Raw genomic sequence first — 19,305 nt, 5'->3', positions numbered from 1 at the left:
CGGAGGCAATTCAAACGGGAGGCGCATCATGCCCACGCAGATTTCCCACTTCATCGGCGGCAAGCTCGTCGCCGGCACCAGCGGCCGTACGGCGCCGGTCTATAACCCCGCCACTGGCGCGCAGACCCGCGAAGTGCCGCTCGCGTCCGCCGCCGAAGTGCGCGCGGCGGTGGAGATCGCCAACAAGGCCGCCCCCGGCTGGGCCGCCACCACGCCGCTGCGCCGCGCGCGCATCCTCAACGCCTTCCTGCGCATCCTGGAAGAGCGTGTGGACCAGATCGCCGAGGTGGTGAGCGCCGAGCACGGCAAGGTGTTCTCCGACGCCAAGGGCGAAGTGCAGCGCGGCATGGAGGTGGTGGAGTTCGCCACTGCTGCTCCGCAGCTCCTGAAGGGCGAGATTACCGAGGACGTGGGCACCCGCATCGACAGCCACGCGGTGCGCCAGCCCCTCGGCGTGGTCGCCGGCATCACGCCGTTCAACTTCCCGGCCATGGTGCCCATGTGGATGTTCCCGGTGGCGCTGGCCTGCGGCAACTGCTTCGTCCTGAAGCCCTCCGAGCGCGACCCCTCCGCCTCCCTGCTGCTCGCCCAGTGGCTGAAGGAAGCCGGCCTGCCGGACGGCGTGTTCACCGTCATCCACGGCGACAAGACCGCCGTTGACGCGCTGCTCGACGATCCGGACATCCAGGCTGTGAGCTTCGTGGGCTCCACCCCCATCGCCCGCTACATCTACGAGACCGCCGCGCGCACCGGAAAGCGCTGCCAGGCGCTCGGCGGCGCCAAGAACCACATGATCGTCATGCCCGATGCGGACATGGACCAGGCCGTGGACGCCCTGATGGGCGCCGCCTACGGCTCGGCCGGCGAGCGCTGCATGGCCATCTCGGTGGCCGTCCCGGTGGGCGAGGCCACCGCCGAGGCGCTGATGGCCAAGCTGGAGCCGCGGGTGCGCGCGCTCAAGGTCGGCCCCGGCACGGACCCCGAGTCCGAGATGGGTCCGCTCGTCACCAAGCAGCACCTCGAGAAGGTGTCGGGCTATGTGGACCAGGGCGTCGCGGAAGGCGCCAAGCTGGTGGTGGACGGCCGCGGCCTCAAGCTTCAGGGCTATGAGGACGGCTACTATATCGGCGGCACCCTGTTCGACCACGTGACGCCGGACATGCGCATCTACAAGGAGGAGATCTTCGGACCCGTCCTCTCCGTGGTGCGCGCCGACAGCTACGACACCGCCGCCGACCTCATCAACAAGCACGAGTTCGGCAACGGCACGGCGATCTTCACCCGCGACGGCGATGCCGCTCGCGAGTTCGCGCACCGCATCAAGGTGGGCATGATCGGCATCAACGTGCCGATCCCGGTGCCCATGGCGTTCCACTCCTTCGGCGGCTGGAAGGCCTCGCTGTTCGGCGACCACCACATGCACGGGCCGGAGGGCGTGCGCTTCTACACGCGCCTCAAGACCATCACCACCCGTTGGCCCACCGGCATCCGCGCCGGCGCCGAGTTCGTGATGCCCACCATGAAGTGAGCGAAAGGGGAGGGGCCTCAGGTCCCTCCCTGTTTCGTTGGGCTCAGGCCGGCACCGCTTCCCAGTTGGGGAAGGGGTCCGGCAGGTTCTTGAAGGCGCTGGCGTCGAACCTCTTGGGGTCCGCCGGGCCCACGAGGCAGGCGTCGAGGGCCGCGCGCATGGCGCCCTCGTCCAGCCCCATGCCGATGAACACCAGTTCCTGCCGTCGGTCGCCATAGCCCGGCACCCAGTGGGACCGCAGCCAGGAGCGCCAGTCCGGCTGGGTCGGCCAGTGCTCCTTCGGCACGCTCGCCCACCAGCGCCCGGCGGTGCCGGTCTGGCAGATGCTGCCGGCCAGGCTCATCTCGCCCACGCGCTTCGGCCGCGTCGCCAGCCAGAACAGCCCCTTGGCCCGCACCAGCCCCGGCCAGGTCTGCGCCAGGAAGGCCTGGAAGCGCTCGGGATGGAACGGGCGGCGGGCGCGATAGACGAAGCTCGACACGCCGTATTCCTGCGTCTCCGGCACATGGTCCTTGAAGCCGTTCAGCTCCTTGAACCAGACGGGATGCGTGCTCGCCTTCTCGAAATCGAAGCGCCCGGTCCCCAGCACTTCGGAGAGCGGCACGCGGGACTGGTCCGTTTCGATCAGCCGCGCATCGGGATTGAGCGACTTCACCACCCCGCGCACGATCTTCAGCCGCTCTTCGTCGATGCTCGACACCTTGTTGAGGATGATGACATCGGCGAACTCGATCTGGTCGGTCAGGAGGTCCACCAGCGTGCGCCCGTCCTCGTCGCCCGCCACCTCGCCGCGGTCGCGCAGGAAGTCGCGGGAGCCGAAATCCTTGAGCAGGTTCGCCGCGTCCACCACCGTCACCATGGTGTCGAGCCGCGCCACGTCGGAGAGCGACTGGCCGTCCTCGTCGCGGAAGTCGAAGGTGGCGGCCACCGGCAGGGGCTCGGCGATGCCGGTGGATTCGATGAGCAGGTAGTCGAAGCGCCCGTCCTGCGCGAGACGCCGCACCTCGGTGAGGAGGTCGTCGCGGAGCGTGCAGCAGATGCAGCCGTTGGTCATCTCCACCAGCTTCTCCTCGGTGTGGGAGAGGTTGGCGCCGCCGGAGCGTACCAGCTCGGCGTCGATGTTCACCTCGCTCATGTCGTTGACGATGACGGCAACGCGCAGCCCCTCGCGGTTGGCGAGGATGTGATTGAGGAGGGTCGTCTTGCCCGCGCCGAGGAAGCCGGAGAGCACGGTGGTGGGCAGGCGGGCGTCCGTACTGACGTCGCGGCGGATTTGGGTCATGGGCAGGCTCCGGACACAGGCGCACACATGATGCGCGCAAGAATTGATATAATGTATCAATAAAGCGATCCGGGCGTGCGTCAAGGCGCGCAGCAAGGTGCCGTAACGACGGTGCTTTTCGTCTGTTGAAGACGATGGCAAGCTCGATTCGTGCGCGATTTGCGCCGCCTGAGGCCTCCAACATGGCAGCCCCGCGTCCCGCCTCGCGCGTGACGATTGCGATCCTGAGCGCCTATGTGCTGGTCCTTCAGCTGCTACTGGCGGGGCTGGCGGGTGGGGCCGTTGCCGGCACGGGCGAGGGCACGCTCTGCGCGGTCTCGGCGGCGCATGTGGACAGTGGCGGGGTGTCCGGCCACGCGATCTCCGCCGACGATTGCTGCATCGGCGCCTGCCTTATCCTTGACGCGCTGGAAGGCCCGCCGCCGCCAGCGCCGCACCTGCCTGAAGGTCACGCTGCGCCGGTCCGTGGGAGCGGCGATGGCGTCGCCGTCCGACTGGCACCGGCGCGACCGCTCCCTCCGGCTCGCGCGCCCCCGGCCTGATGCGACCTGCGCTCGAGGCTTCCTGGGCCTGAGGCGTTCACCGCCTCGGCCGCCGACCAGACGCACACGTCCGCCAAGGCGGATCGCATTTCCGGAGGAAACATGACCCAACGTCCGCACCCGCGGCGCAGCCGCTTGGCTGGCCGCTTCTATGGCGAGGAAATCCTTGCCGCGACGCTCTTCGCGCTCTGCCTGCTGCTCGTCTCGGCGCAGCAGCTTCTGGCCCATGAATACAAGGTCGGCGACCTGCTCATCGACCACCCCTGGGCGCGGGCGACCCCGCTCGGCTCGGACATGGGGGCCGGCTATGTCGCCATCCACAATTCCGGCACGACGCCCGACCGCCTGGTCTCCGCCTTCGCGCCCTTCACCCGGCGCGTGGAACTGCAGGAGATGACCATGAAGGATGGCCTGATGCGCATGATGCCCATCAAGGGCGGGCTGGAGATTCCGGCCGGCGGCACCCTCGTGCTCGAGCCAAGCAGCCATCACCTCGTCTTCATCGACCTGAAGGAGCAGCTCAAGGAGGGTGAGATGATGGACGCCACGCTGACTTTCGAGAAGGCCGGCAAGGTCAAGATCCAGTACAAGATCGAAGGCCATCGGCGCGACCGCCATCGACAAGATGCACCACCCGCTGGGGCAGTGAGCGGCGTGCCCGCTCTTAGCGGCGGGCGAGCCACGCCTGCATCAGAGGCAGCACGATAAAGCGCGCGGCGACGGCGCCGACGAACGCGCCGAGCGTGCTGGCGACCCAGTTTTCCACCAATGATGTCCGGCCGGGAATCCAGATCTGGCAGATCTCGAAGAAGGCGGACGCCGCCGAGAAGGCGAAGACGATCGTCGCTACGCGCCATCGTAGCAGCGCCAGCGCGACGAAGCCGGCGGTGCCGATATAGGCGGCGACGTGCTCCATGTTGCCGGAATAGCCGGTGTGCGGACGCTCGTTCCCCGGCAGCAGCGACAGCACGGTGATGACGAGGCAGCAGGTGGCGGCGAGCACCTTCAGCACCGGCCCTCCCGGCCGGAGCCAAGAGAGCAGCATGGGGGGAGGAACGGAGGACATGGGCGATCCCTGGGGCGCGGTGACGGACTTGTTTGGCCCATCACCGCGGCGAAGGAAAGGCCAGCCCCGGCTCAGAAATTGGGATTGGCCGGCCGCTCCAGTCCCAGCAGGTGGCGCAGGGTCGGTCCCTCATAGGCGGTGCGGAACAGGCCGCGCTCCTGCAGGATCGGGATGACCAGATCGACGAAATCGTCGAACGCGTCGGGGAAATAGGGCGGCATCACGTTGAATCCATCCGCAGCCCCGCTCTCGAACCAGAGCTGGAGCGTGTCGGCCACCTCCTCCGCCGAGCCCACCAGCACCCAGTGGCCGCGGGCGGCGGCGACCATGTTGTAGACGTCGCGCAGGGTGCCGCCCTCGCGCTTGGCCTTGGCCAGCATGACGCCGGTGAACGACTTGTAGGTGTCGGCCTCGGGCAGGTCCGGGATGGGGCCGTCGAGGTCGTAGGCGCTCATGTCCGTGCCGAAGCGCTCGGAGAGCATGCCCAGAGCGTTCTTCGCGTCCACGAAGCGCATCAGCTCGGCGAGCTTCTCGCGCGCCTCCTGTGCCGTGCGGCCCACCACCGGCATCACGCCCGGCAGCACGCAGACATCCTCGGGCTTGCGGCCGAGGGCGGGCAGGCGATCCTTCAGCGACTTGTAGCCGGCCTGCGCCTCCGCCATGTCCTGCACCACGGCGAACACGATGTCCGCCGTTCGCGCTGCGAGCTGCTGGCCGGGCTCCGAGCCGCCGGCCTGCGAGATGATGGGGTGCCCCTGCGGCGCGCGGGAGATGTTGAGCGGCCCCTTCACCTTGAAGAACTCGCCCTCATGGTCGAGCGCCTTCACCTTGGCGGGGTCGATATAGAGGCCCGTCTCCCGGTTGGCGACGATGGCGTCGTCCGCCCAGCAGTCCCACAGGCCCTTCACCACGTCGAGGAATTCGCCGGCGATCTCGTAGCGCTTGGAATGGTCCGGATGCTGGGTGCCGAAATTCGCGGCGGCGGCCGGGGCGGCGGTGGTGACGGCGTTCCACACCGCGCGGCCACCGGAAATGTGGTCCAGCGAGGCGAAGGCGCGGGCGACCGTATAGGGGTCGGAATAGGTGGTGGAGACCGTGCCGCCGAGGCCGATGTGCTTCGTCGCGCCGGCGACGGCGGAGAGCAGCGTCAGCGGTTCGAGGCGGGCGGTGTAGGAGGGGTGCGCGGACGGATCGGCGTTGAGGTTGTCGCCCATGAAGATGAGGTCGAACAGCCCGCGCTCGGCGGTGGCCGCGATGCGGCGCACCGCCTCGATGTCCTCGAACGTGTCGACGGCGCCCGGCACGCGCCATCCGGCGATGTGGCTCCCCGTTCCCAGCAGGAACAGGCCGAAATGCATCTTGCGGGTCATGATCTCTACTTCCAGAACACCAGCCGCCGTTCGGCGAGGCCGACGAGGCCGAAGAAGGCGAGGCTTGCGGCCGAGGCGATGAAGATGGCCGACCACACCTTCACGAAATCCACCTGCAGCACCGCCTGGTAGATCACCCAGCCGAGGCCGTCATAGGCGCCCAGCATCTCGGTGACGATGGCGACGATGACCGCGCGCACGGTGGAGACGCGCAGGCCCGCCGCGATCAGCGGCAGCGCGGTGGGAAGGCGCAGGCGGAACAGGATGGCGAGCCGCCCCGCCCCGAACGAGCGCATCAGGTCCACGGAGCGGCGGTCCACCCGGTCGAGGCCGGCGAGGGCCGAGAGGAAGACGGTGAAGGAGACGGCGAGCGCCACCATCACCACCTTCGACGGCATGCCGATGCCGAACCACAGAAGGATGAGCGGCGACCACGCCACCACCGGCACCGAATTGATGGAGGTGGCCACCGGCACGATGGCGTTGCGCGTCATCGGGATGAGGGTGATGACCACCGCCAGCCCGATGCCGATGAGCGCGCCGATGACGTAGCCCGAGAGCGCCTCGGCGAAGGTGTAGGCCCCAGCGAGGAACAGGGTCGAGCGGTGGTCGAAGATGCTGCCGAGGATGGCGCTAACCGAGGGCAGCGTATAGGCCGGCAGATTGAAGCCACGGGCGACGCCTTCCCAGGCGACGACCAGCAGGACCATGCCGAGGGCGCCGCGCTGGAGCGCGCGGGAGGATTTGGGCGCGCTCATTGTTCGGCCCCCCAGAAGACGAGGGCGCGCTCGGCCGCCGCAACCACGGCATAGAAGCCGGTGCCCAAGAGCGCGCACATGGCGATGGCGGCCCAGATGGCGACGACGTTCTCGTTGTACATGCCCTGAAGCAGCAGCACGCCGAGGCCCACCGTGTCGCCGAACCACTCGCCGACGATGGCGCCCACCAGCGACAGCGCCGAGGCGAGGCGCAGCGCCACGAAAATCTGCGGCAGCGCCGCTGGCAGTTGCAGCCGGGTGAGGAGTTGGAAGCGGCTGGCGCCGAAGGAGCGCATCAGCGCCTCCTGGCGCGGGTCCACGCTCTCAAGGCCGAGCAGCGCGTTCACCGTCACCGGAAAGAAGGTGAGGTAGAAGGAGATTGCGGCCTTGGCGATGAGCGTGTTGCCGAACCACAGCACCACCAGCGCGCCGAAGGCGATGACCGGGATGGTCTGCGAGACCACGAACACCGGGAAGATGAGTTCGCGCAGCACCCGCGCGCGGAAGAAGACGATGGCGATGCCCACGCCGAAGATCGCCCCCGAGGTGAAGCCCATCAGCGTCTCGGTGAGGGTGCGCAGGAAGCCCTGCACATAGGGCTCGGGCGTCGCGAGGATGGCGTTCAGCACCAAGGTCGGCCGCGGCACGTACCAGGGCTTCACGTTGAGGACGACGACGAGCCCCTCCACCGCCGCCAGCACGGCGAGGAGGGTGGCGAGCCCGCGCACGGCGCGGAAGAGCGCCGTGACGAGCGGGGAGGTCCCCGGCCGTGCGGCCGGGGACTGGAGGGTTGCCGCGCTCACGGACGGCGGTCCGCCACCGGGATGGCTTCGAGGAAGGAGCGGTTGAAGGTGGCGTCGAGGTCGACGGGCTTGGAGATGACCTTGGCGTCGAGGAAGAGCTGCTGGGTGATCTTCACCGCGTCCATGTCGATCCAGAACAGGCCGTTCTGCTTTACCGTGCCGGCCGTCATCAGCTTGGCGGCCTCGGCGAGCTGGAACTCCTGGTGGGCGCGGTCCAGCGTGGGGGCGGCCTTCATGATGGTGTCCACCGCGCCCTTGGGATCGGAGAAGGCATCCTTCCAGCCCTTGATGGAGGCGCGCAGGAAGGCCTTCACCAGCTCCGGCTTCTCCTTGGCGGTGGTCTCCGAGACGATCAGCGTGTCACGCGGGAAGGTGATGCCGGAATCCTCCGCCACGAAGGTGCGGAGCTTCTCTTCGCCCATGCGGGTCTTGATCGTGTAGTACTCGTTGTAGCGCGTGGCGGTGATGACATCGACCTGCCCGTCCACGAACGGCGTCACGCTCACCTGCTGGGGCTGGATATCCACCAGCGCGGGATCGATGCCGTTCTTGGTCAGCATCGCCTTGAGCACGTGGTTCGCGCCGGTGAACCAGGTGGTGACCTTCTTGCCCTTGAAGTCCTGGAGGGTCTTGATGGGGCCGTCGGCGCGCGCCACGAAGACGAAGGGCGTCATCTGGTGGGAGATGCCGACGCACACCACCGGCAGGCCCTTGTCGCGGGCGGCGAACACGCTGTCGAGGCCGCCCGAGAGGCCGAACGTGTCGGCGCCGGTGGCGACGAGGTTTTCCGCGAGGATGTTGGGGCCGCCCGGATTGATGGTGAGGTCGATGCCCTCGGCCTTGTAGTAGCCCTTGGCCACGGCGACGTAGAAGCCGGCGAACTGGGCCTGCGGCAGCCACTTGAGGCGCAGCGTGGCGGGCACCGGATCAGCCGCGAGCGCCGGCAGCGCGCCGACGGCGGTGGACAGCAGCGCGGCGCCGGCCGCGAGGGTGGAAAGGAACGTACGGCGAGGGATCATGTCTTGTGTCTCCGCTGGAAGGTCGGGGGCGTTCTTGGTGTTTTTGTCTGTGAAAAGGACGTCATGCTCTTTGGCTTGGTCATCCTCCGCCTTGTGCGGGGGATCCACGGTGCGGCCGGGCTGGCATCAGGGCTTCCAGCGTCGGATACGCAACGAGGTGGATCCCCCGCACGAGGCGGGGGATGGCGCAGCAAGGGGGAAAGAGCCGCGCCATGCCGCTCAGCTCCGGTAGCTCGGGTCGGCGCGGTCGAGCTGGCGCATCAAAGCGGGCCATTCGCGCTCGCCGGGAACAAGGATGTCGCCCTGCATCTCCCAGAACTGGCGCGCGGCCTTCTCGCAAACCTCGTGCGGCGGCATCACCAGCTTCACGCCGGAAGCGCAGGCCGCCTGCATGGCGAGCTGGATGCGCGCCGCGCGCTCGAAATAATAAAGCAACATGAAGGCTTCGCCGGGCGTGCGGCCCACGGTGAGGATGCCGTGGTTGCGCATCAGCATCACCTTGTGCGCGCCGAGGTCCGCGACGAGGCGGTCCTGCTCGTCCATGTCGATGGCGACGCCCTCGTAATCGTGGAACGCCTGCCGGTTGTAGAAGCGCATGGCGAACTGGGAGAGCGGCAGCAGCCCCTCTTCCTGCCCGGAGACGGCGACGCTCGCATCCGAATGGGTGTGCAGCACGCAGGCGGCGTCCGAGCCGGTCTTGTGAATCGCCGCGTGGATGACGAAGGCTGCGAGATTGATCTCGTAGGGCGTGTTGTCGATCTTGCGCCCCTCGATGTCGATCTTCACCAGGCTCGATGCGGTGATCTCGTCGAAGAGGAGGCCATAGGGGTTGAGCAGGAACTGCTCCTCATGCCCCGGCACCCGCATGGAGATGTGGTTGTAGATGAGGTCGTCCATGCCGAGCTTCGCGACCATGCGGTAGCAGGCGGCGAGCGCGACGCGCGCCTCCCATTCGGCGGCGTCCATGGCGGCGGGCTTTTCGGCATGCGTGTTCTGGAGCGCGGCCATCACTTGCCCTCCGCGGTGAAGGACTTCATGGCTTCCTCCTCGATCGCCTCCAGCAGCGTGCGCTTGAGGCGAATGAATTCGGGGGAGATGACGATCTCGGCCGGGCGGGGGCGGGGCAGGTCCACCTTCTGCGTCAGCTTCACCTTGCCGGGGCGGGCGCTCATCACCAGCACGCGGTCGCCGAGGAAGAGGGCCTCGTCCACGTCGTGGGTGATGAACAGGATGGTGCGCTGGTGCTTCTGCCACACGTCCAGCAGCCAGCGCTGCATCATGGTGCGGGTGAGGGCGTCCAGCGCGCCGAACGGCTCGTCCAGCAGCATCAAATCGCGCTTGAACAGGAAGGTGCGCATCAGCGCCACGCGCTGGCGCATGCCGCCGGAGAGCTGGTGCGGATACTGCTGGCCGAAGCCGGCGAGGCCGAACTCGGGCAGCATCTTCTCGGCGAGGGCGCGGGCCTGCTTGCGGGGCGTGCCCTCCACCTCCAGCGCCAGAATGGCGTTGTCGATGACCGTGCGCCACGGCAGCAGCAGGTCGCGTTGGGGCATGAAGGAGACGCGGCCGAGCAGGTCGGCAGCGATCACGCTCTTGCCCTCGAAGCGCATGGCGCAGCCGGGGTCCGGCTCCTCGAGGCCGGCGACGATGTTGAAGAGCGTGCTCTTCCCGCAGCCGGAGGGGCCGACCACGGTGACGAACTCGCCTTTCTCGATGGTCGCCGTGAATCCGTCGAGGGCGCGGGTGGCCCCGAACGTCTTGGTGATCCCGGAGAGGGAGAGGATCTGCGCGGCGTCGGAGGCGCCCGCCGCGTCGGCGGCGAGGACAGCCTCGCCGGGCCTGTGTGTGGAAGCCGGCAAACCTGCCTCTTTCTTCTTTGTATAATGAGCGCCCATCGGCGCATGCGAAAGGACGGTGGTCATGCCTTCCCTGCTAGCAATCGACATGCCACACTTCTTGCAAGGACACTCTATGGACGGCGCGGCGGGCGTCAACCAGTGAAGGTAACGGAACGTCGCGCCTTCCGGAGCCCTCAGAATGGATGCCGCGGTCGCGTTGATGTATACTGAACTGCAATTTCGAGAATGCAAATGGCTATCATGAGTGCACAAGAAGGCAGCACCTGCCTGCCCCTTGACCAGAATGGCCGCTCCGGCGCGCCGGGCGAGACCTTGGCCGATCGCATCCGCCGGGCGCTGGAAGCCGATATTTCCTCCGGCCGTCTGGAGCCGGGTTCGAAGCTGGACGAGCAGGAGCTGGCCGAGCAATTCGGCGTTTCCCGCACGCCGGTGCGCGAGGCGTTCCGGCTGTTGGCCGCAAGCCATTTGGTGGAATTGCGCGGCCGGCAGGGGGCCGTGGTGCGCACCATTTCCGCGCAAAGCCTCATCGAGATGTTTCAGGTGATGGCGGAGCTGGAAGGCCTGTGCGCGCGCCTCGCCGCCCGCCGTGCAAACCCCGCGCAGCTCGGCCGAATCGAGGCGATTCACAAGCGGCTGGAGGACGTTAGCGCCTCAGGCGATGTCGACCTCTTCTATGATGTGAACCAGGAGTTCCACGAAGCCGTTTACGAGGCCTCCTGCAACGGCTTCCTCGCCGACCAGACCCGCCGGCTGCGCAACCAGGTGGCCGCCTATCGCCGCCGCGTGACCCATCGCCCGAGCCGGATTCCCAAGACATTGAAAGAACATGGCGAGGTCATCGCCGCCATCCGCGCTCATGATGACGAGGCGGCCCAGCGCGCCATGCGCGACCATGTGAACCTGCTCGGCGACGATCTGCTGGACTTTCTTGCCGCCTACGGGTGATGCCGTGCGTGTTTTTCGAATTTCTTGGTATGCATATTGCTAGAGTTTGTATATCCAATTTGGCGACCTCATCGGCGCCATCTGCCCAGCGGAGATGCAAACTTGAAGCTCGACCTCACCGAAAAGACCGCCCTCATCACCGGCGCCTCCAAGGGCATCGGCCTTGCGACGGCCCGCGTGTTCGCGCAGGAGGGTTGCCATCTCCATCTCGCCGCCCGCAATGGTGAGGCACTCGCCGAGGCCAAGGCCGAGATCGAGGCCGCCCACGGCGTGAAGGTGTCGATTTATGCGGTGGACCTCGGCTCCACGCAGGCCATGGAGAAGCTGGCGGCCGACGTGGGCGACGTGGACATCCTCGTCAACAATGCCGGCGACATCCCCGCCGGCTCGCTGGACGTGGTGGACGACGCCGCCTGGCGCCGCGGCTTCGACCTCAAGGTCTTCGGCTACATCACGCTCTCGCGCGCCTATTATTCCCGCATGCGCGGCAAGGACGGCGTGATCGTCAACGTCATCGGCAATTCCGGCGAGAACTGGGATGCGAGCTACATCGCCGGCTCCACCGGCAATGCCGCGCTCATGAGCTTCACCAAGGCGCTCGGCGGCGCGAGCCTGAATGACGGCGTGCGCGTGGTGGGCGTGAATCCCGGCCCCGTCGCCACCGACCGCATGCTCAAGATCATGAAGCGCAAGGCCATCGACATGCTCGGCGCCGAGGAGCGCTGGGAGGAGCTGTTCGACAAGTATCCCGGCAAGCGCCCCGCCACCGCCGAGGAAGTGGCCGATCTCGTCGCCTTCCTCGCCTCGCCGCGCGCCGGCTATATCACCGGCACCAACGTGACCATCGACGGCGGCATCTCCGCCCGCGGCTCGGTCATCTGACGCACCCGTTTGCCGGCGCCGCCGCGACGGCGGGCGCCGGCCTCCCTTTCGAGGAAACTGCCTTCATGTCCTCCGCCCGGCTGCGCAACCGCTATTTCGACACTCTGTTCTCCACCCCCGGCCTGATGTGGATGGGCCAGAACACCAACCACATCGCCGCCCATCCCGCCGTGGAAGAGGCCATGATCGCCTCCATCCGCGCGCAGGAATACAATGCCTATGCGCCCCCGCTGGGCTTCGAGGCGCTGCGCGCCGCCATCGTGGACGACCTCGGCACGCCGGGCGCGGAAGCGCTCATCACCGAAGGCGGGGTGAATGCGCTGGCCCTGGTGTGCCGCGCCCACTGCCGGCCGGGCACCACCTTCGTCACCACCGATCCCACCTGGAAGTGGCCGTGCCTGTTCGCCAGCCAGATGGGCGCCGAGGTGATCGAGATCCCGATCTACGATCCCGCCGTGAACTACAAGCTCACCCCCGAGGCGCTGAAGGCCAACGTGGATGAGCGCACCGCCATCATCTATCTCGTGGATCCCAACAATCCCCTCGGTATCCGCTACACCCGCGAGGAGATCGAGGCGTTCTGCGAGATCGCCAAGGATTGCGGCGCGCTGCTGGTGCACGACTGCACCTATCGCGACTTCGCCGACGGCCATTATCCCGCGCTGCTCGCGGCGCCGGACCGCGCGCTGGTGTCGCTCTCCTTCTCCAAGTGGCTGGGGCTGGCCGGCATGCGCATCGGCGCGCTGGTGGGCGCGCCCGAACTGCTCGACGCCTGCTCGGCCCGCACCACCTCGGTGCTCGGCGCAAGCGTCCTCGCCCAGCGCGCGGCGGAGGCGGGGCTGAAGGTGAAGCCGGAATGGATGCAGACGGTGCGCCGCATCGATCGCGCCAACAAGGCGAAGATCCACGATGCCGCCCTCGCCATCGAGGGCCTGAGCGTGCCGGTCTATCCCTCCCACGGCAACTTCCTCGTCATCGAGACGCAGGCTGCCGGCATCCGTCCCGAGGCGCTGGTGGAGGCGGCCCGCCGCAAGGATCTCATGATCCGCCAGGGCACCTATCACACCGCCCGCTTCGGCGACCGCTTCATCAAGGTGTCGACCTCCGTTCCGGAAGAGTGGGCCGACCGCTTCGTGGAGCTGCTGCCATCGCTGGTGGCCGAGGCCCGCACGCTGAACGACGTGCCGGCGCAGTTCTGAGGGTTTGTTGTCGTCATGGCCGGGCCCGTCCCGGCCATCCACGTCGCGGGGCCTGGAATGACTGCCAGACGCGTTTCCCACCGGCCCGACGTGGATGCCCAACACAAGGCCGGGCATGACGGTTCAGAAAGTTCGACGATTTCCCCCAAAGGGACCATTGCCATGACTTACGCAGACCTCACCGCCACCCATAAGGTCACCGCCAAGGACGGCGTGAAGCTCCATGTGGAGGAGGCGGGGCAGGGCACGCCCATCCTCTTCATCCACGAATTCGGCGGCAATCACATGAGCTGGGAGCCGCAGATGCGGTTCTTCGCCCGCCGCCACCGCTGCATCACCTACGCCGCACGCGGCTATGCGCCCTCCGATATCCCCACCGATGTGGAGGCCTATTCGCAGGCTATCGCGGCGGATGATGCGGTGGCGGTGCTGGACGGCCTCGGCATCGAGAAGGCGCACATCGTCGGCCTCTCCATGGGCGGCTTCTGCACGGTGCATTTCGGCCTGCGCACGCCCGAGCGCGCGCTCTCCCTCACCGTCGCCGGCGCGGGCTATGGCTGCGAGAAGGAGCACGAGGAATATTTCCGCGGCGTGTCGCTGGCCGTGGCCGAGAATTTCGAGAAGCTGGGCGCGAAGGAATTCTCCAAGATCTACGCGCTGGGCGCGAGCCGCGTGCAGTTCGAGGTGAAGGACCCCCGCGGCTGGCGCGAGTTCGCCGACCGCCTCGCCACCCATTCGGATATCGGCGCGGCCATGACCATGCGCGGCGTGCAGGCGCGCCGGCCTTCCTTCTGGGATCTGGAAGAGGGCCTGAAGAAGATGATGGTGCCCACCCTCGTCATGGTGGGCGACGAGGACGACCACTGCCTCCAGCCGGGCATCTACCTGAAGAAGGTGATCCCCGCCTGCGGCCTCAGCGTCTTCCCCAAGGCCGGGCACACGCTGAACCTGGAGGAGCCGGCGCTGTTCAACGCCCAGCTCGCCGAATTCATCGCGCAGGTAGAGGCCGGCAAGTGGATGCCGCGCGATCCGCGAGCCATCCCCGGCCAGATCATGCGCACTGCGTGAGGCGATGATGAGCGCCGCGCGCACGCGTGTCCCGGACCAACGACGGCAGAGCCGGAGCGCCGAGCCGGGACCCAGGAGAAACGTCCGCGCAGCGGTCAAGACCCCTGCGGCGGCAGGGGTGTTGCGCCTTCGGCAGGTCCTTGCGCTGGGTCCCGGCTCTCCTTGCGCTGCGCTCCAGTCGGCCGGGACACGAGGCATGGCATGACGACAACACCGCCCATCTCTCCCGAACGCCTCATGGCCCGCCTCATGCGGCTCGCCGAGATCGGTGCGCTGCCCAAGGGCGGAGTGGATCGGCAGGCGCTCACCGATGGCGAGATCGAAGCGTGGCGGCTCATCCTCGCATGGGCCGAGGAGGAGGGGCTGGAGGCGGCGTGTGACGCTGCCGGCAGCCTCTTCCTCACGCTGCCCGGCGCCGACCGTGCCCTGCCGCCGGTGCTCGCCGGCAGCCACATCGATACCCAGCCCACCGGCGGCAAATATGATGGCGCGGCCGGGGTGATGGCGGCGCTGGAAGCGGTCGTGACGCTGAAGCGCGCGGGCGTGACCCCGCGTCGTGACCTCACAATCGTCGCCTGGATGAATGAGGAGGGCTCCCGCTTCGCCCCCGGCATGATGGGCTCGGAAGCCTTCGCCGGCGTGCGTTCCCTCGCCGAGATCCGCGCCGTCACCGATGCGGAGGGCGTCAGCGTCGCCACGGCGCTGGATGCGCTCCACGCCGCCTTCCCCGATCTGCCGCGCCTGCCGCTCGGCTTTCCCGTCGCCGCCTATCTGGAACTGCACATCGAGCAGGGGCCAGTGCTGGAGGCTGAGGGCAAGGTGGTGGGCGTCGTCACCGGCATCCAGGGCAAGAAGACGTGGGAAGGGGTCATCGAAGGCAGTCCCGGCCATGCCGGCACGCTGGCCATGGCCGAGCGGCGCGATGCCCTTGCTGCCTTCGCCCGCATGGCCCACCGGCTCTATCCCGAGGTCGGCGGCCATGACGACCAGGTGATGTTCACCATCGGTCGTCTCGTGATGGAGCCCAACGCCCCCTCCGTCGTGCCGGCCCGCGTCACCTTCCGGGTCGACTTGCGCCATCCCGACGGCGCGGCGCTGGATCTGCTCGGCGCGCGCTTCGAGGCCATCTGCGCGGAGGAGACGGCGCCCTGCGGCCTCGCCCTCACCCGCCTCGTGGATGCGCCGCCCAACGGCTTCGATGCCGGCCTGATGACGAAGATCACGGCGGCGGCCGTGCGCCACGCCATTCCCGCCATGCCGATCCTCTCCGCTGCGGGACACGATGCGCGGCACCTCGCCAAGGTGTGCCCCAGCGCCATGATCTTCATTCCCTGCCGCGACGGCGTCTCCCACGCCGAGCACGAATTCGCCGAGCCCGCCCACCTCGCCGCCGGCACGCAGGTGCTGGCCGACGTGCTGGGGGAACTGGTTGCCGAGGAGACCGCATCATGAGCCAGCCCGCCGCCCTCAGCCAAAAGCCCGATATGGCCGACCTGCCGGCCCAGCATCCGGCCGCGCCCCACAGCCCGGCCGAGGCGCGGGCGCGCTATTTCAACTCGGGCAACGCCTTCAACATCAAGCTGCCGCCGGTGCCCAGCCGCCTGTTCACGGACGAGCCCGCGCGGGCGCTGGCGGAAGGTGCGACCACTGGCTTCATCCCCTGCGACCAGTCGGACGCCATGGCCTGCGCCTTCCCCGCTACCACGCCGCTGATGCTGGCGCGCTATGCGGTGGTGGCGGCGGGCGCGCGCTTCACCGTGGACCTGCGGGCCACCGGCTCCATCTGGTACGTGATCGCGGGGCGGGGGCAGGTGGACTGCCTCGGCGAGAGCCTCTCCGTTGCGCCGGGCGACGTGTTCCTGCTGCCGGGCTCGCCCGCGCGGATCACCGCCGGTGCGGAACAGCTCGTGATGTGGGTGGTATCGAACGAGCCGCAGCTCGCCCTCAACGGCGACCTGCCGCCGGACGAGGCGCGCCGGCCGGTGGCGGTGGTGCACTATCCGGCCGCCGAGATCGCCCGGCAGGTCGACATCATCTACGACCACGCCCAGAACGCCCAGACCTCGGGCATCGCCCTCATCTTCTCGTCCGAGCCGCAGGCGGCGGCGCGCAACATCCTGCCGAGCCTGACCCTCTCGCTGAACACGCTGCCGCCCGGCGAACACCAGCGGGCGCACCGGCACAATTCAGCGGCCATCACCCTCGTGCTGCAGGGCGAGAACTGCCATTCCATGGTGGATGGTGTCCGCTGCCCGTGGAGCCAGTGGGCGACGCTGGTGACGCCCCCCGGCGCCCCGCACTCCCACTACAATGCGGGTAGCGAACGCGCGCTGTTCCTCATCGTGCAGGATGGCGGGCTGCACTATCACGCCCGCACCATGGGCTTCAGTTTTCTGGAATAAGCGCGGGCGCCTTGCCCGTCTCGGGCAGCAGAACGTGCGGGCGCAGCACATGGATGTGGCGGCGGCCGATGCGGGCGACGAGGCGGCGCTCGGCCTTGGAGCCCTGGGGATGGCCGCCGAGCCTGTCATAGTAGCGGCGGGAGATCAGCAGCCCCTGTCCCGGCACCGGTAGGCCGATGACGGCCAGGCGCGCGGCGGCCATGGCCTCGCCGAGGCGGGGGCGCAGGCCGTAGCCATCCACGGCGAGGCGGAAGGTGGCGGCGAGCCGGTCGGCCTGTCCGCGCCGCTGGGCGGTCTCGATGAAGGCCAGCACCTCGCGCGGCCAGCCTTCCTCCAGCATCGAGCCATCGGTGAGGAAGAGAAGCCAGGAGCCCCGGCCCTGCGCCGTGCCCTGCTTCAGCCGGAGGCCGAGATCCTGCGCGCCCTTGAAGAAGTTGCAGCCGGCCGCATCGGCGATGGTGGCGGTGCCGTCGGTGGAGCCGGAATCCGCCAGCGTCACGTCGCTCAGCACGCCGGCCGTCACGCCCTGGACGAGCGCAGACAGCACCGGTACGAGCCGGCGCTCGGAATTGTGCGTTGCGATGACGGCGGACAGCACGGGAAACGTTCTCACGGGGGCGTTTCCCAGCTATACCTGCACGGGCGCGCGACGTCGATGCGGCACCGCAACATTCCTGTCTCGCGGGGACCCCGCCTGATCGGGCGGGAGGGTTGCCGCTATTTGGGGCAGGGCACTTCCTTGTAGACGGCATCGGCGAACTGCTTCACGCCCACATTGATCCGCAGGGGTGAGGTCCAGGTGACGTAGGTGACGATGCCGCGGGTCATGGAGATGACCTTGTAATTGTCGAGGCCCTTCGTCTTGTAGCACTTGCCGGGCTGAATATCCTCTTCCTTCAAGGGCATGGCAAAAATCCACTGGCTATAGCAATGCCGCCAGTATGGGTTCGCCCGCCCGCCGAATCAAGAATGACCCCGCTCGAGATGGCGGTTCGCCGGCGCGTGCCCGTTTGCCTCGGCGCCCTGAATCTGCTCTTGGGGGCCGTTGCCTCTGAGACGACCGGAGAGACGGACCCCATGCCGCGCATAGAGATCGATCTTCCGCTCTCCCTCAAGACCGCGCTGGAACAGGAGGCGGCCCGCTCGGGCAAGGACCTCGGCGCGCACATCCGCGCCATCCTCGCCGATCGCCTGAAGGCCGAGGTGCACACGGTGTTCCAGATCTCCACCTCCGGCGCGCTGGTGGCGGGGGTCTATGACCGGGAGGTCAGTGTCGGCGCGCTGCTGGAGCACGGCGATTTCGGCCTCGGCACCTTCGCCGGGCTCGACGGCGAGATGGTGGTGCTGGATGGCAAGGCCTTCCAGGCGCGGGCCGGCGGCGAGGTGCATGAGGCGCCGGCCGATGCCGGCTCGCCCTTCGCCGTGGTGACTCGCTTTTCCGCCGATCAGGTGGGGGAGACCGAGGGCGTCTCCAGCTTCGACGGCCTCGGCGCCGCCTGCGACTGCTTCCGCTCCTCCAACAACATCTTCCACGCCGTGCGGCTCGACGGGCGCTTCAAGCGCGTGAAGGCCCGCGCCGTGTGCCCGCCCAAGCCCGGCACCTTGCTGGCCGATGCGGCGAAGACCCAGAGCGAATTCACCTTCGAGGATGTGGACGGCACGCTGGTGGGCATCTGGTCGCCCGCTTATTCCGCCGAATTCAGCGTGGAGGGCTATCACTTCCACTTCCTCTCGGACGATCGCAGCCAGGGCGGGCACGTGCTGGAGGTGGAGGCGGGGCCGCTGAAGATCGCGGTGGAGAACCTCACCGACTTCCACCTCATCCTGCCCGAGACCGAGCACTTCCTGAAGGCGAACCTCGATCAGGACGTGGCGGCCACCCTCAGCAGCGTGGAGCGCTCGCACAGCTAGGCGGCGCCCGCCGCCTCAGTCGGTGGCGGCGTGGCGGCTGAACAGGATCTGCCGCATCCGCTCCGCGCCGATGGCGCGCGTGACATTCTTGAAGGCGAAGAACGGCAGCAGGGACACGAACAGGATGATCGAGACGATCAGCGCCCCCACCAGCCCGCCGCCGCCGACTTCGATGTCGTGGGCGGTGATGGCATGGCCGCTGAACTTGGCGATCACCGACCGCTCGATGACGTGGAAGACGAGGAAGAACAGGGTGCAGATCGCCGCCTCGTAGAAGATGACCAGGATGAGCGGCCGGCCCCTGAGCCAGCGGGCGACCTCCAGTTCCTCGATCACCAGCATCACCTTGGCGAGCACCAGCGCGTTGAGGAAGGCGAAGCCCTGGAAGGTGACCGTGTCGCCGTGCGCGCGCTCCACCAGCGCCTGATTGAGCACGAACAGGCCGAGCAGCACCCACAGATACAGGAACAGCACGACGAAGCTGCGCGCCTGCCGGATGGCCATCCCCTTCAGGGCGGCTGCCCGGCTGGCGGTCCCCTCGGCCTTCGGATTCCGCTCGCTCATGCCCGCTGTCCCCTCTCGACGTTCTCGCCGGGGATCGGCATGGCGAGGTGGAAGGCCGCGCCCCCATGCGCGCCGTGCACCTTCAACACATCCAACACATCCATGAT

General features: G+C 68.0%; 21 protein-coding genes. 10 read left to right on the top strand and 11 right to left on the bottom strand.

Annotation, left to right across the window (positions count from 1 at the left end; translation table 11 throughout):
* The first annotated feature begins 28 nt into the window (after nucleotides 1-28).
* A complete protein-coding gene (locus tag D7006_RS20140) occupies nucleotides 29-1,528 on the top strand; it encodes a CoA-acylating methylmalonate-semialdehyde dehydrogenase (protein ID WP_237354321.1) in 1,500 nt (499 codons plus the stop codon).
* Between the two features lie 43 nt (nucleotides 1,529-1,571).
* Here the strand turns inward: D7006_RS20140 and zigA are convergent, their stop codons facing one another.
* Nucleotides 1,572-2,810, bottom strand: a complete 1,239-nt coding sequence (gene zigA / locus D7006_RS20135; RefSeq protein ID WP_229643360.1) for a zinc metallochaperone GTPase ZigA — start codon at nucleotides 2,808-2,810, stop codon at nucleotides 1,572-1,574.
* Nucleotides 2,811-2,992: 182 nt separating this feature from the next.
* Here zigA and D7006_RS20130 point away from each other — a divergent pair, with 182 nt between their 5' ends.
* Nucleotides 2,993-3,352 (top strand): hypothetical protein, encoded by a 360-nt coding sequence (locus tag D7006_RS20130; RefSeq protein WP_237354320.1) that lies wholly within the window; start codon nucleotides 2,993-2,995, stop codon nucleotides 3,350-3,352.
* A gap of 102 nt (nucleotides 3,353-3,454) precedes the next feature.
* Entirely contained in the window at nucleotides 3,455-4,060 is a 606-nt protein-coding gene (locus tag D7006_RS20125) for a copper chaperone PCu(A)C (RefSeq protein WP_237354319.1), read from the top strand.
* Here the strand turns inward: D7006_RS20125 and D7006_RS20120 are convergent.
* The 7 genes from D7006_RS20120 to D7006_RS20090 all read right to left on the bottom strand — a co-directional run bounded on the left by D7006_RS20120 (nucleotide 4,017) and on the right by D7006_RS20090 (nucleotide 10,227).
* The gene (locus tag D7006_RS20120; protein ID WP_237354318.1) at nucleotides 4,017-4,418 is read right to left on the bottom strand and encodes a VanZ family protein; all 402 of its coding nucleotides are present in this window, start codon (nucleotides 4,416-4,418) and stop codon (nucleotides 4,017-4,019) included. The two genes, D7006_RS20125 and D7006_RS20120, sit on opposite strands and share 44 nt — an antisense overlap.
* 71 nt (nucleotides 4,419-4,489) lie before the next feature.
* Complete coding sequence (locus D7006_RS20115) at nucleotides 4,490-5,788, bottom strand: LLM class flavin-dependent oxidoreductase (RefSeq protein ID WP_229643364.1); 1,299 nt, start codon at nucleotides 5,786-5,788, stop codon at nucleotides 4,490-4,492.
* Between the two features lie 5 nt (nucleotides 5,789-5,793).
* Nucleotides 5,794-6,546: an ABC transporter permease gene (locus D7006_RS20110; protein ID WP_169123737.1), complete on the bottom strand. Its 753-nt coding sequence runs from the start codon at nucleotides 6,544-6,546 to the stop codon at nucleotides 5,794-5,796.
* The gene (locus D7006_RS20105; RefSeq protein ID WP_237354317.1) at nucleotides 6,543-7,349 is read right to left on the bottom strand and encodes an ABC transporter permease; all 807 of its coding nucleotides are present in this window, start codon (nucleotides 7,347-7,349) and stop codon (nucleotides 6,543-6,545) included. The genes D7006_RS20110 and D7006_RS20105 overlap by 4 nt, the downstream gene beginning before the upstream one ends.
* The gene (locus D7006_RS20100) at nucleotides 7,346-8,368 is read right to left on the bottom strand and encodes an ABC transporter substrate-binding protein (RefSeq protein WP_229643367.1); all 1,023 of its coding nucleotides are present in this window, start codon (nucleotides 8,366-8,368) and stop codon (nucleotides 7,346-7,348) included. The genes D7006_RS20105 and D7006_RS20100 overlap by 4 nt, the downstream gene beginning before the upstream one ends.
* A gap of 219 nt (nucleotides 8,369-8,587) precedes the next feature.
* A complete protein-coding gene (locus D7006_RS20095; protein ID WP_237354316.1) occupies nucleotides 8,588-9,376 on the bottom strand; it encodes a class II aldolase/adducin family protein in 789 nt (262 codons plus the stop codon).
* A complete protein-coding gene (locus D7006_RS20090; RefSeq protein ID WP_229643369.1) occupies nucleotides 9,376-10,227 on the bottom strand; it encodes an ABC transporter ATP-binding protein in 852 nt (283 codons plus the stop codon). Before D7006_RS20090 ends, D7006_RS20095 begins: the two co-directional genes overlap by 1 nt.
* Before the next feature lie 240 nt (nucleotides 10,228-10,467).
* On the opposite strand from D7006_RS20090, the gene D7006_RS20085 reads away from it, so the two are divergent.
* From D7006_RS20085 to D7006_RS20060, 6 genes are all read left to right on the top strand, one after another.
* A complete protein-coding gene (locus D7006_RS20085; protein ID WP_237354315.1) occupies nucleotides 10,468-11,172 on the top strand; it encodes a GntR family transcriptional regulator in 705 nt (234 codons plus the stop codon).
* A 102-nt stretch (nucleotides 11,173-11,274) separates the two neighbouring features.
* Entirely contained in the window at nucleotides 11,275-12,054 is a 780-nt protein-coding gene (locus tag D7006_RS20080) for an SDR family oxidoreductase (protein WP_229643371.1), read from the top strand.
* 65 nt (nucleotides 12,055-12,119) lie between these two features.
* Nucleotides 12,120-13,253: a pyridoxal phosphate-dependent aminotransferase gene (locus D7006_RS20075; protein ID WP_229643372.1), complete on the top strand. Its 1,134-nt coding sequence runs from the start codon at nucleotides 12,120-12,122 to the stop codon at nucleotides 13,251-13,253.
* A gap of 162 nt (nucleotides 13,254-13,415) precedes the next feature.
* Nucleotides 13,416-14,321: an alpha/beta fold hydrolase gene (locus tag D7006_RS20070; protein ID WP_237354314.1), complete on the top strand. Its 906-nt coding sequence runs from the start codon at nucleotides 13,416-13,418 to the stop codon at nucleotides 14,319-14,321.
* Between the two features lie 201 nt (nucleotides 14,322-14,522).
* Nucleotides 14,523-15,773 (top strand): Zn-dependent hydrolase, encoded by a 1,251-nt coding sequence (locus D7006_RS20065; RefSeq protein WP_237354313.1) that lies wholly within the window; start codon nucleotides 14,523-14,525, stop codon nucleotides 15,771-15,773.
* Nucleotides 15,770-16,723 (top strand): cupin domain-containing protein, encoded by a 954-nt coding sequence (locus tag D7006_RS20060; protein WP_237354312.1) that lies wholly within the window; start codon nucleotides 15,770-15,772, stop codon nucleotides 16,721-16,723. Before D7006_RS20065 ends, D7006_RS20060 begins: the two co-directional genes overlap by 4 nt.
* Here D7006_RS20060 and D7006_RS20055 read toward each other — a convergent pair.
* Together D7006_RS20055 and D7006_RS20050 are read right to left on the bottom strand one after the other, a co-directional pair.
* Nucleotides 16,707-17,336: a glycosyltransferase gene (locus D7006_RS20055; RefSeq protein WP_237354311.1), complete on the bottom strand. Its 630-nt coding sequence runs from the start codon at nucleotides 17,334-17,336 to the stop codon at nucleotides 16,707-16,709. The two genes, D7006_RS20060 and D7006_RS20055, sit on opposite strands and share 17 nt — an antisense overlap.
* 104 nt (nucleotides 17,337-17,440) lie before the next feature.
* Nucleotides 17,441-17,629: a hypothetical protein gene (locus D7006_RS20050; protein ID WP_169123746.1), complete on the bottom strand. Its 189-nt coding sequence runs from the start codon at nucleotides 17,627-17,629 to the stop codon at nucleotides 17,441-17,443.
* Between the two features lie 171 nt (nucleotides 17,630-17,800).
* On the opposite strand from D7006_RS20050, the gene budA reads away from it, so the two are divergent.
* Nucleotides 17,801-18,634 (top strand): acetolactate decarboxylase, encoded by an 834-nt coding sequence (gene budA, locus D7006_RS20045; protein ID WP_237354310.1) that lies wholly within the window; start codon nucleotides 17,801-17,803, stop codon nucleotides 18,632-18,634.
* Nucleotides 18,635-18,649: 15 nt separating this feature from the next.
* Here the strand turns inward: budA and D7006_RS20040 are convergent, their stop codons facing one another.
* A complete protein-coding gene (locus D7006_RS20040) occupies nucleotides 18,650-19,198 on the bottom strand; it encodes a hypothetical protein (RefSeq protein WP_229643378.1) in 549 nt (182 codons plus the stop codon).
* Between the last annotated feature and the right edge of the window lie 107 nt (nucleotides 19,199-19,305).

The sequence above is a fragment of the Xanthobacter sp. YC-JY1 genome (genome assembly GCF_021730305.1).
GTDB classification, from domain to species: domain Bacteria; phylum Pseudomonadota; class Alphaproteobacteria; order Rhizobiales; family Xanthobacteraceae; genus Xanthobacter; species Xanthobacter flavus.
Note: the sequence above shows the minus strand (reverse complement) of the source record. Positions and strands in the feature narration are given on the sequence as shown.